Origin of the sequence: Pseudomonas sp. S3(2024), from assembly GCF_036861315.1 — a bacterium.
GTDB classification, from domain to species: domain Bacteria; phylum Pseudomonadota; class Gammaproteobacteria; order Pseudomonadales; family Pseudomonadaceae; genus Aquipseudomonas; species Aquipseudomonas putida_A.
In genome coordinates this window covers 72,275-83,963 of the sequence record NZ_JAZAQQ010000011.1, presented here as the reverse complement: position 1 = coordinate 83,963, position 11,689 = coordinate 72,275, and the positions used below count along the sequence as shown (strand labels likewise).

The window sequence follows — 11,689 nt, the reverse complement described above, 5'->3', positions numbered from 1 at the left end:
CGCTTTTTACCAGGTAAAAACGGAAAATTGCTCAATCTGTAAAAGCTAGCCTGCAAGGGCAGCCATTATTTCCTGGACCACCGGCTTCGTGTACTTCTCACTGGGGTCAGTCTCCGGTGGATCGTTACTGCGGATCCATTCACCTTGGTCGAACGCCTGGTAAAGCGAGAACGCGGGCTGAGGCATGTCGTCAGTCATGCCCACTTCAACCACGGCATTTATGATCCCATTCATAACACCGTCGCAAAAACAATAGATCAAGGATCCTTGTAGATAGCCCTCCGCAACGGCAATGGACAATTCGTTCAGCACATCTTGCGGTGCAACATCGAACTTTTCGCAAGTGGCTGCAAGATCGCTCAGCTTTAAACCGTATGAATCGGCTTTCACCGAAAGCTCCATGAGTACGTTGTGCGGTAAAACCTTGATCATGAGTTTATTCCGACCAGTTGCAAAGACAGTGAATCAGGATGGAACACATACCGAGAGGCAGAAATTTTCGTAAGCGCCAGAAACGACAAAGCCCTGAATAATCAGGGCTTTGTCGTATCAAATATGGCGGAGGCGATGGGATTCGAACTCATGGACCTGTTACAGTCGACGGTTTTCAAGACCGTTGCCTTAAACCACTCGGCCACACCTCCGTTTGCGTTGCGGGCGCCATAATACCTGAATGAAACACACTGTCAAACTCTGTGCATGGCTTGTTACAGAGCGTCTGTTATGATCTTTGCCACTGAACGTTTCAAACCAACAGGAGTGTCGCCATGCGCGAACAGGATTACGCAGTTCACAACAGCGTGCAGGCTGAGCAGCTAGAGGTTAGCCGCGTCCTGCGCAACACATACGGCTTGCTGGCGCTCACCCTCGCATTCAGCGGTGTGATGGCTTTCGTGGCGCAGCAGATGCGTGTCGGCTACCCGAACATTTTCGTGGTGCTGATCGGTTTCTACGGGCTGTTCTTCCTCACCAACAAACTCCGTGATTCCGCGTGGGGCCTGGTGTCCGCCTTTGCGCTGACCGGTTTCATGGGTTTCCTGCTCGGCCCGATCCTCAACCGTTACCTGGGCATGCAGGGCGGCGCAGAAGTGGTCAGTTCGGCATTCGCCATGACCGCGCTGGTGTTCGGTGGTCTCTCGGCCTATGTGCTGATCACCCGCAAGGACATGAGCTTCCTCGGTGGTTTCATCACCGCCGGTTTCTTCGTGTTGCTGGGTGCAACGCTGGCGAGCATGTTCTTCCAGATCAGCGGCCTGCAACTGGCGATCAGCGCCGGTTTCGTGCTGTTCTCGTCGGTGTGCATTCTGTTCCAGACCAGCGCGATCATCCACGGTGGCGAGCGCAACTACATCATGGCAACCATCAGCCTGTATGTATCGATCTACAACCTGTTCATCAGCTTGTTGCAGATCTTCGGCATCATGAGCCGCGACGACTGATCGCTGTTGTGAAATAACGAAAAACCCGCTTCGGCGGGTTTTTTGTTGTCTGCGAAAAGCGGATCAGTTGATCACGATGCTGCCATCGGCCTGTTGCTTGTAAATCGTGTAGGGCAGCAGAAACGTATCCAGCACACCTGAGACTGCTGCATCGACCACCAGGCCAAGGGAGGCGTTGTTGTAATTGAACGCGTCGACGTCATCCGGCTTTTCGGCGTGCAGCATGCAGAAGTCGTAGGTTGCACCGCTGTAAATGCGTGGAACAGCGCCGCAGTAGCTTTTCTTGGTCTTCAGCTGGTCCACAGAAGCCTTGTCGCTGAGCACGACGGTCTGCACCGTCCCGCACCCGCCGAGCATCAACACCGTCAGCATCACTGCCTGAATTCTCATTACCGCCCAATCCTTTCGCCGGAAAAACCTCAATCTACGCCGAGCAGGCGCAAAAAGCACTCACGCCATCGGCGGTAACCGGCGCTTGACCGGGGTTTTCTTGACGATCGCGGTGTTGGTTTCGGCCAGCGTATTGAGGCGGTCGAGCAGGGTGTCCAGCTGTTCCATCGAGCGCACGTGCAGGCGGGCGATGAAGCAATCTTCCCCGGTGACCTTGTCGCACTCGGTGAACTCCGGGATCGACATGATTTGACGTTCCACCTCCTGCAATTGCCCCGGCAGTGGTCGCACCCGGACGATCGCCTGGAGCTGATAGCCGAAGCATTTGGGGTCGATCTCGACGGTATAGCCCTTGAGCACGCCGCGCTCCTCCAGGCGGCGCAGGCGTTCGGCCACGCTGGGTGAGGACAGGCCGCTGATTTGCGCCAATGCCTTGAGCGAGCGACGCGAGTCGTCCATCAAGGCGCTGATGAGGATCTGGTCGATATCGTCGGTCATGGGGCAACTCCGGTATTAGGCATTTAAGGGAAACCACCCACGATAAAAAAGGCAGAAATCGAGTTTAGCCTGCTTTTTGCGCTGGAGGCGCTCGTGGTCGGCTTGGCATACTTTTGCCACGCTTTCGTCAAACGCTTAGGGAGATCGATGATGGACAACACAATCCGCCGTGGTTCATTGGAAATGACCGCCGCCATGCTGATTTCCGGGACCATCGGCTGGTTCGTGCTGGTGTCCGGGCAACCGGTGCTGGATGTGGTGTTCTGGCGTTGCGTGTTCGGCGCCGGCACCTTGCTGCTGATATGCGCGGCGTTCGGCTTCTTGCGTCCGGGCATTCTGACCCGCACCACGTTCCTGCTCGCGGTGCTCAGTGGGGTGGCGATTGTCGGCAACTGGGTGTTGTTGTTCGGCTCGTATTCCCGCGCCTCGATTGCCATCGGCACGGCGGTCTACAACGTGCAGCCGTTCATGCTGGTCGGTTTGGCGGCGCTGTTTCTCGGCGAGAAAATCACCTTGCAAAAGCTGTTCTGGCTGGCGATTTCCTTTCTCGGCATGCTGGCGATCGTCAGTGCCCATGGCGGGCAGGGCGAGGGCGGTAGCGAGTATCTGCTGGGGATTGCGCTGGCGTTGGGGGCGGCGTTGCTCTACGCGATGGCGGCGCTGATCATCAAGCGCCTGACCGGCACGCCGCCGCATCTGATCGCGCTGATCCAGGTCTGCACCGGAGTGCTGTTGCTCGCGCCGTTCGCGCACTTCAACGGCCTGCCGCAAACCAATGGAGCCTGGGCCAGTCTGGTGACGCTGGGCATCGTCCACACCGGCCTGATGTACGTGCTGCTGTACGGTGCGATCCAGAAACTGCCGACTGCCCTGACCGGTGCGCTGTCCTTCATCTACCCGATTGCGGCGATTTTCGTCGACTGGTTCGCCTTCGGCCATCGCCTGCAGATCCTGCAATGGATCGGGGTGGCAGCAATTCTGCTGGCCGCCGCCGGGATGCAACAGGGCTGGGGCCTGAAAGCACGGCGCCAGCTCAAATCGGTTTGATCAGATCCTTGAACAGGCCTTTGAGCTGTTGATTGCCGGCATCCACCAGATGATTGTCGTCAAAGTACAGCGGCACGCCGTCCATGGAGCCCATGCAATTGCCGTTGGGGCACAGGTACGGCGTCGGGTCGATCACCGTCGCGTTGCAGCGGCTGGCGGCGGCTTCGATGGTTGCGATGGCGATGCGGTTGCGCTTTTCATAGGCCTGCAACGGCAAGGAAATGTCTGTGTTTTGCCGGAACAAGCGCTGATTCAGATTCAAGCCCTTGTAGACGCTGAAAGGCATCTCCGGGATCGGTTTGACGATGTACACCGGATGGTTTTCCGCGATCGAGCAGACCGTGCTGACGTACTCTTCGGTATACGCTTCGGCAAACGTGGCCTGGCGCTCGGGAAAGGAAATCCGGTAGCTGTTTTCCCGGCCCGAATCCGCATACAGCGCCGCACGGCTGAACAGCACCACCGGCACCCCGGCGTACGCGGTTTTCAGTTGTTGCAGCTTTTCCTGATTGAAGCCCCGGCACTGGCTTTCGACGGTCTTGTCGTGCATGGCGAAGTGCGTCAGGGTCGGGCAACCGCCCCGTGACCATGACAGTGCCGCCTGAGGATTTTCCATCTGCACCGCCGCTGCGGTGGATTGCGCATGGCTGTCGCCGTACAGAATCACCGACACATCACCCGTGCCCAGTTTGCAATCCGCCGCCGCATAGGCATTCGGGTAGCACTCCTGCGGATACAGCTTGCTGGTGTATTCCGGCTGACCAAGTTCGACCAGTGCCGGGCGCCAGTCGGGGTGTTGCTTGACCAGCGACGACGTCGTTGCCGACACGGCCACCACCGCTACCGTCAGTGACGCGAACTTGATCACTGTTCGAGTAGCGCTCGTACCTTTTTTCACCTTCGATTCCACCAGATAGAAGGACAGGGTGCCGAGGGCGAACGAGGCGATGATTGCGCCAATCACGTGCGGCCAGCTGCTCAACAGCCCGCACAGGTAAAGCAGTACCACCAGCGGCCAATGCCACAGGTACACCGAGTAGGAAATGCTCCCGACAAATTGCAGCGCAGGATTGCCGCTGAACATCGACCGGGTGTTGGCGTGAATCACCAGCATCGTCCCCAGCACCGGCACCAGTGCCAGGTAGCCCGGCCACAGATCCGCCTCCGAAAAAACCAGCACGCTGACGGCAATCGCCAGCAGACCGAGCCCTTCGCAAATCGCGCCGCCGCGCTGGCTCAATCGTAGTGGAAACAGAAAAACCAGGCCGCCAGCGATCATTTCCCAGGCGCGGGTGGGCAGCATGTAGAAGGCGAACGTCGGGTTGACGCGGGTCACGATGATGGACGCCAGCAGCGAAATCAGCGCCACGGCCAGCAAGGCAAAGCGAGTTTTATCGGTGCCGAAGAACCGGTGCAGCCCCATGATCAGCACGGGGTAAAGCAGGTAGAACTGCCATTCGACCGACAGCGACCAGGTATGCAGCAACCAGTTTTCATGCAGCGGCGCCGCGAAGTAATTGCCGCTTTGGGCAAAGCTGAAGTTCGAGCTGAACAGCAGACTGCTCTTGATCGTACGGATGGTTTCGCGCAAGTCATCCAGCGGCAGATAAAAGTAGCCGAAGATCAGCAGCGCAACGCACAGGACCAGCAGGGCGGGAATGATGCGGCGGGCGCGGGAGGCGTAGAAACCGAGGAGGGAAAAGTTCTGCTGCTGCACGCCATTGACGATGATGCCGGTCATCAGGAAGCCGGAAATGACGAAGAACACGTCCACGCCGACGAACCCGCCCTCGAACCCTGGCACCTTGAAATGAAACAGCACGACCGCGAGCACGGCCAGTGCCCGCAGGGCGTTGATACTCTTCCTGAATTGCATTTATGCGTCCATGTCACATCCATTGTGCGGCGCATTGTAGTGATGATGTCGGCTTTGTTACATGGATTTTTCCGCTGATTCAGATGTTCCAGCGCGGCGCCGTCATCGCCAGGCGTTGGCGCAGCTCGCCAATGTTCGCGGCCAGTTGTCGGGTCAGTAACCGGTAACCGTCCAGCGTGTTGTAGACCGGCGTGTCGAGACTGGCGTCCGGCAACTCCAGCGGGCGCTGCAGGCGTTGCGTGGCGCCGGATTTCAAGGCCCGGGCCATGCCGATCAGTTGCACGCGGATCACCCGGTGCTCGGCCCGCAGTGCCGATTGCAGGTGTGCCATGGCGTCGGGGTCGTTGGCATCCGGGCGGGTGTTGCCGAGGATTTCCAGGGTACTGACGCACATTCGCAGGTTGCGTTGAATCGCGTCCAGCTCGGTCATGGAGATTTTCACTTCCTTGGACACCGAAGGCATCAGCGAGCGCAGTTGCACCATCACTGTGGTCACCCGGCCCATCAGCTTCAGATGTTCATCGGCGCTGACCGGTTGGCCGCTGATGATTCGCCCGTACAACGTGGCGCAGTCGCGCAAGGCATCGGCCAGGTTGTAGCGCCACGAATACACGGCGTACAGCGGCAGGGCGAAGGAAAATGCCAGGGCCAGGGCGATGCCGATCAGGATGTCGACCCCGCGCCATAAGCCATCGGTGATCGGGTTGTCACCATGTCCGGCAACGATGAACACGGTGATCGCCGAGAGCAGGGCGGTGTACCCGCCCTTGCCGATCGCGTGATAGGAGAAGAACCCGCAGACCACCGCCATGGCAAAGTAGGTCAGCCACGGCAGGCCCAGCCATGCCTGTTGCGCTACCAGCAGCAGACCGACGCCGGCACCGATCAGGGTGCCGGTGGCGCGTTCGGCGGCTTTCTTGCCGATGTTGCCGTGGTGCTGCAGGCCGCCGATCACCACCAGCATGGTCACCGACGCCCACTCGCCGTGGGGCAGGTTGATGCCGGTGGTCAGCAGGATGGTTGCCAGCAGCCCCAGCGCTACCCGCACCGCGTGAATCAGTCGGGCATGCTGGTAGCGGCGGTACGGGTCCAGCAACGGACGCAGGATTCGCCGCAGCAGCGGTGGCAGTCGTTGGGTGCTGAAGGTGCTCAGTGCAAAGTCCTCGTCAGAAGATGTAATCGGTGGTCAGGAAGCTCGAATCGCGGCCGCGAATGATTTCGCTGATCAGGTCCTTGTTGCTGTCCTGGAACTTGGTTGCCACCAGTGTGCGGATCGAAAACACCCGCAGGGCATCGTGTACCGACAGCGTGCCTTCGGCGGAGTTCTTGCGCCCGTTGAACGGGTAGGTGTCCGGGCCGCGCTGGCACTGGGCGTTGAGGTTGATCCGCCCGACCTGGTTGGCGAAAGTGTCGACCAGTCGGCCGATCGCCACCGGGTTGGTGCCGAACAGGCTCAGTTGCTGGCCGAAGTCCGATTCCAGCACGTAATCGATCACGGTATCGAGGTGACGGTACGGCACGATCGGCACCACCGGGCCGAACTGTTCTTCGTTGTACACGCGCATCTGCGGCGTCACCGGGTACAGCACGGCGGGGTAGAAGAACGACTCGCGACTCTCGCCGCCATTCGGGTTGACCACTTGTGCGCCCTTGCTCTGCGCGTCGGCCACCAGACCGTGCAGATAGTCGACCTTGCCCGACTCCGGCAACGGCGTCAGCGCCACGCCGCTGTCCCACGGCATGCCCGGCTTGAGGGTGGCGAGTTTGGCGTTGAATTTTTCGATGAAGGCGTCGACCACGTCCTCGTGCACAAAGAGGATCTTCAGCGCGGTGCAGCGCTGGCCGTTGAACGACAGCGAACCGGTGACCGCTTCGCTGACCGCATTGTCCAGATCGACTTCCGGCAGGACGATGCCGGGGTTCTTCGCATCCAGGCCCAGCGCGGCGCGCAAGCGGTGTGGTTTCGGGTGCAGTTTCTTCAGGTCGCTGGCGGCCTTGTTGGTGCCGATGAAGGCGAAGATGTCGATCTTGCCGCTGGCCATCAGCGCGCTGACGGTTTCGCGGCCGCTGCCGTAGATCACGTTGATCACGCCGGTCGGGAAACTGTCGCGGAACGCTTCGAGCAGCGGGCGGATCAGCAGCACGCCGAGCTTGGCCGGTTTGAACACCACGGTGTTGCCCATGATCAGCGCCGGAATCAGCGTGGTGAAGGTTTCGTTCAGTGGATAGTTGTAAGGCCCCATGCACAGTGCCACGCCGAGCGGCACGCGGCGGATCTGGCCGAGAGTGTCCTGTTCCAGTTCGAAACGGCTGGAGCGGCGGTCGAGTTCTTTCAGTGCGTTGATGGTGTCGACGATGTAGTCGCAGGTGCGGTCGAACTCTTTTTCCGAGTCCTTGAGGTTCTTGCCGATCTCCCACATCAGCAGCTTGACCACGGCTTCGCGCTGCTGGCGCATCCGCCCGAGAAACGCTTCGACGTGCTGGATGCGTTCGGCCACGCGCAGGGTCGGCCACAGGCCCTGACCACGATCGTAGGCACGCACGGCGGCGTCGAGGGCGGTGAGGGCGGTGTCGGCGTCGAGCAGCGGGGTGCTGCCGAGAATCACTTGTTCATCGCCGTTTTCGCCGTGCAGATACACCGGGCTGCGCACGGTGGCGAGTGGGCCGTCCCAGCGCCGCAGTTGGCCATCGACGAGGTATTCGCGCTGCTCGACCTGACCGTCGAGGCGGTATTTTTCCGGGATGTCGCTGACAGAAGGGAACAGATTGCCAAGGATGTTTGCTGTGGTCATGTCGCTACCCCGTGTTGATGTCTGTATACAGATCAAAAAGTCTCTACAGGTTATACGCCTGAATGCGCCGACATTTAAACCCGCCAATGTCACGCGAATGTCACGCAGAGCCCCAGAGCAGAGCTCTGACTGGTTTATGAGATCCACTGTGGGAGCGGGCTTGCTCGCGAATGCGTCCTTTCAACTGACATCCTCATTTGCTGACACACCGCATTCGCGAGCAAGCCCGCTCCCACAGTTGAATTGGGTGGCCTGAACACTCTCTACTGGCCCCGTTTGCCCCCATCGTTGTCCGGCAATGCCCTCAACCCGCTGCCGTGCCTGCCTTAAGGTGTGATCACAACAAAAAGCGCTGCCACCCTCGAGGATCGTTATGCGGGCAATCCGACTCACTTTACTGCTGGCGCTGATGATGACGCTGTGCGGCTGCGACGAAAAATCCGCACCGCCGGCGACCACTCACAATGCTACTCCCACCGACCCGGTACTGGCGCAGATCTACGCCAACAGCTGCCAGCTCTGTCACGCCAATCCCGCCGCCAACGCGCCATTGACCGGTGACCGAAAAGCCTGGGAACCACGCATCCGCCAGGGCGCCGACACGCTGCTCGACCACGCCATCAACGGCTACAACGGCATGCCGCCGATGGGCCAGTGCGTCGAGTGCACCGAAGAACAATTCCTGCAACTGATCGGCTTCATGGCCGACCAGCCCCTCCCACAATAAGGGCGTGCGCATGAGCATGGATCTGACACGGCGTCAGGTGTTGCAACGGGCAAGCATCGTCGGCGCGTTCAGTGCATTGGCGGCCAATCCCGCGCTGGGACAATTGATGCGCGCCCCGCGACTGATTCCCTGGCGCAACTGGTCGGGCGGGCAGAGTTGCCTGCCGGCGGCGCGGCTGGCGCCGAAGAATCTTGATGAACTAAGCGCGGCGATTCGTCAGGCCCAGGGCAAAATCCGCCCGGTCGGTTCGGCGCATTCGTTCAGCGCACTGGTGCCCACCGACGGCACTTTGCTGTCGCTGAGCTACTTCACCGGGCTGCTCGACCACGATCCGAACACCCTGCAGGCCGAATTCGGCGCCGGTACGCCGATGTCGCGCATGGGCGTGCCGCTGAAGGACGTCGGCCAGGCGCTGCAGAACATGGCCGATATCGATTACCAGACCCTCGCCGGGGCAATTTCCACCTCGACCCACGGCACCGGCAAAACCTTTCAGTCGTACTCGGCGCACGTTTGCGGCATGCAGTTGGTGATGGCCAATGGCGAGGTGCTGGACTGCGACAGTCAGCGCCACCCGGAAGTGTTCAATGCCGCCCGGGTATCCCTTGGGGCACTGGGCGTGGCGACGAAAATCCGTCTGCAAAATCGCCCGGCCTACCGCCTGCGCGAACGCCAGTGGATCGCCAAGACCGAAGAGCTGCTGGAAGACCTCGACAAAAACACCCGGGAAAACCAGCACTGGGAAATGCTCGTGGTCACCCATTCCGACTACGCGCTGTCCATCGCCCTCAACGAAACCAGCGACCCGGCCACACCGCCGATCCCGCCCGAAGAGGAGGGCGGCAATGAGTTCGTGACCCTGATCGAGAAGATCGACAAATACGGCAGCGACTTCCCCGAGCTGCGCCGCACGCTGCTCAACAGCCTGCGGCATATGGCGAGTTTCGATGACCGGGTCGGCGACTCGTTCGACATCTACGCCAACGTGCGCACCGTGCGCTTCAACGAGATGGAATACTCGGTGCCCGCCGAACACGGCCCGGCCTGCCTGCGTGAAATCCTCAAGCTGATTCAGGACAAGGACCTGCGCACCTGGTTTCCCATCGAGTACCGCTACGTCAAGGCCGACGACATTCCGCTGAGCATGTTCGAGGGCCGCGACAGCTGTTCGATCTCGGTGCACCAGCATTACCAGATGGATCATCACAACTTCTTCGCCGCGGTCGAGCCGATCTTCTGGAAGTACAACGGCCGCCCGCACTGGGGCAAATTGCACACGCTCAACGCGAAGAATCTGCAACCGCTGTACCCGCGCTGGCGCGAGTTTGTCGACGTGCGTCAGGCGCTGGACCCGAGCGGACGCTTTCTCAATGCGCATCTGTCGTCGATTCTGGGGGTGAGCTGATGGCGGTCAATCGACGCAATTTTCTCCTCGGCACGCTGGGTGTCGGCGCTTTGTTAGTGGGCGTAGGCGCCTGGCTGCGACCGGGTGATCGTGGCGGCCCGTACAGTGAGTATTTCCGCGCGCTGAATAAAGAACTGAAAGACCAGGGCCCTATGCGCCCGGTGCTGCTGATCGATCTGGATCGCCTCGACCACAACATCGACGTGGTGATGCAGTCGGTCAAGCGCGGCGGCAAGCAATTGCGTCTGGTGGAGAAATCGCTGCCGTCTCCGGGGCTGTTGAGCTACATCGCGCAACGGGCCGGGACGCAAAAACTCATGTCGTTTCATCAGCCGTTTCTCAATCACGATGCGGTCACGTTTCCGCAGTCCGACATTCTGCTCGGCAAGCCGTTGCCGGTGCGTTCAGCCGAGCTGTTTTATCAAAACCACAAAGGCTCGTTCGATCCTTCCAGGCAACTGCAATGGCTGCTCGACGGGCCTGTACGGCTGCAGCAATACCTGGCGTTGGCGCAAGGGCTGGGCACGCGGATGCGCATCAACATCGAACTGGATGTCGGCCTGCATCGCGGCGGGGTCAGTGATGTGAATGTGTTGGGGCAGATGCTCACGCTGATCAGCGCCAATCCACAGCATCTGCAGTTCGCCGGGTTCATGGGCTACGACCCGTTCGTGGGCATGGGCGTGCCGGGGATTCTCGGATCGCCAGAGGAATTGTTCGCCAAGGTGATGGTGATTTATCAGCGCTGCGTCGATTTCACCCGCCAGCAGTATCCGACGTTGTGGAATGACAACCTGTGCCTGAACACCGCCGGCAGCCCGAGTTATCGCATCCATGAAAACGAGCAGTTGAGCACCGAGGTTTCGGTGGGCACGGCGATGCTCAAGCCGACGCATTACGACCTGCCTTCTCTGGTTGACCACGTGCCGGCGACCTACATCGCCACGCCTGTGTTGAAGAGTACGGGGGCGGTGAACATTCCGGCGCTGGATGACAATTCCAAATTGTTTTCGTGGTGGGACCCGAATCAGCGGCAGACTTATTTCATCTATGGCGGCAACTGGATGGCCGAGTTCGAATCGCCGCCGGGGTTACAGAGCAATGGTGTGTACGGACGCAGCTCGAATCAGGAAATGGTCAACGGTTCCAACGCCGTCGGCCTGACCGTCGAGGATCAAGTGTTTCTGCGCCCGACCCAGACCGAAGCCGTCCTCCTGCAATTCGGTGATCTGCTGGCAGTGCGTGGCGGCAAGATTGTCGACACCTGGCCGGTCTACACCTGACCCAAAAACACCTCAGCCCCCCCTGTGGGAGCGGGCTTGCTCGCGAAGGCGTCCTGTCAGTCAGCATCTAATTGACTGGCACACCGCATTCGCGAGCAGGCTCGCTCCCACAGGGTTTTGTGTGGTCTGTCAAATCCCTATCAATTTCTGTAATGAAGCTTTTATGACAAAAGTTCGGTAGCACATAGCCAGTCCGGTCATGCCTATGTAACGCGCTTGAGGGGCCCAACGG

The 11,689-nt window shown here is 59.9% G+C and carries 11 protein-coding genes and 1 tRNA gene; 5 read left to right on the top strand and 7 right to left on the bottom strand.

Annotated features, from left to right (window positions below):
• Positions 1-45: 45 nt before the first annotated feature.
• Both VLA07_RS23455 and VLA07_RS23450 read right to left on the bottom strand, forming a co-directional pair.
• Complete coding sequence (locus VLA07_RS23455; protein ID WP_247269077.1) at positions 46-432, bottom strand: hypothetical protein; 387 nt, start codon at positions 430-432, stop codon at positions 46-48.
• Positions 433-556: 124 nt separating this feature from the next.
• A tRNA-Ser gene (locus tag VLA07_RS23450) sits at positions 557-644 on the bottom strand.
• 123 nt (positions 645-767) lie between these two features.
• Between VLA07_RS23450 and VLA07_RS23445 the strand changes: the two genes are divergently transcribed.
• Positions 768-1,439, top strand: coding sequence for a Bax inhibitor-1/YccA family protein (locus VLA07_RS23445; RefSeq protein ID WP_027613775.1), 672 nt, complete (start codon positions 768-770; stop codon positions 1,437-1,439).
• A 63-nt stretch (positions 1,440-1,502) separates the two neighbouring features.
• On the opposite strand, the gene VLA07_RS23440 is transcribed toward VLA07_RS23445, so the two are convergent.
• Together VLA07_RS23440 and VLA07_RS23435 are read right to left on the bottom strand one after the other, a co-directional pair.
• Positions 1,503-1,829 (bottom strand): YceK/YidQ family lipoprotein, encoded by a 327-nt coding sequence (locus VLA07_RS23440; RefSeq protein ID WP_027613773.1) that lies wholly within the window; start codon positions 1,827-1,829, stop codon positions 1,503-1,505.
• A gap of 60 nt (positions 1,830-1,889) precedes the next feature.
• Positions 1,890-2,327, bottom strand: coding sequence for an Lrp/AsnC family transcriptional regulator (locus VLA07_RS23435; protein ID WP_027613772.1), 438 nt, complete (start codon positions 2,325-2,327; stop codon positions 1,890-1,892).
• A 150-nt stretch (positions 2,328-2,477) separates the two neighbouring features.
• Between VLA07_RS23435 and VLA07_RS23430 the strand changes: the two genes are divergently transcribed.
• Positions 2,478-3,374 carry a DMT family transporter gene (locus VLA07_RS23430; RefSeq protein WP_027613771.1) on the top strand — a complete coding sequence of 299 codons (897 nt, stop codon included), beginning with the start codon at positions 2,478-2,480 and terminating at the stop codon, positions 3,372-3,374.
• On the opposite strand, the gene VLA07_RS23425 is transcribed toward VLA07_RS23430, so the two are convergent.
• From VLA07_RS23425 to VLA07_RS23415, 3 genes are all read right to left on the bottom strand, one after another.
• Positions 3,361-5,250, bottom strand: a complete 1,890-nt coding sequence (locus VLA07_RS23425; protein ID WP_333991727.1) for an acyltransferase family protein — start codon at positions 5,248-5,250, stop codon at positions 3,361-3,363. The genes VLA07_RS23430 and VLA07_RS23425 overlap by 14 nt on opposite strands.
• Positions 5,251-5,329: 79 nt before the next feature.
• On the bottom strand, positions 5,330-6,370 hold the full coding sequence (locus VLA07_RS23420; RefSeq protein ID WP_177325749.1) for an FUSC family protein: 1,041 nt from the start codon (positions 6,368-6,370) through the stop codon (positions 5,330-5,332).
• Between the two features lie 46 nt (positions 6,371-6,416).
• Entirely contained in the window at positions 6,417-8,042 is a 1,626-nt protein-coding gene (locus VLA07_RS23415) for an NADP-dependent glyceraldehyde-3-phosphate dehydrogenase (protein WP_333991724.1), read from the bottom strand.
• A 373-nt stretch (positions 8,043-8,415) separates the two neighbouring features.
• Here VLA07_RS23415 and VLA07_RS23405 point away from each other — a divergent pair, with 373 nt between their 5' ends.
• The 3 genes from VLA07_RS23405 to VLA07_RS23395 all read left to right on the top strand — a co-directional run bounded on the left by VLA07_RS23405 (position 8,416) and on the right by VLA07_RS23395 (position 11,457).
• Positions 8,416-8,769 (top strand): c-type cytochrome, encoded by a 354-nt coding sequence (locus VLA07_RS23405; protein WP_333991722.1) that lies wholly within the window; start codon positions 8,416-8,418, stop codon positions 8,767-8,769.
• A gap of 76 nt (positions 8,770-8,845) precedes the next feature.
• A complete protein-coding gene (locus tag VLA07_RS23400) occupies positions 8,846-10,174 on the top strand; it encodes a D-arabinono-1,4-lactone oxidase (protein ID WP_333991831.1) in 1,329 nt (442 codons plus the stop codon).
• A gap of 74 nt (positions 10,175-10,248) precedes the next feature.
• Positions 10,249-11,457: a DSD1 family PLP-dependent enzyme gene (locus VLA07_RS23395; RefSeq protein WP_333991829.1), complete on the top strand. Its 1,209-nt coding sequence runs from the start codon at positions 10,249-10,251 to the stop codon at positions 11,455-11,457.
• The last annotated feature ends 232 nt before the right edge of the window (positions 11,458-11,689 follow it).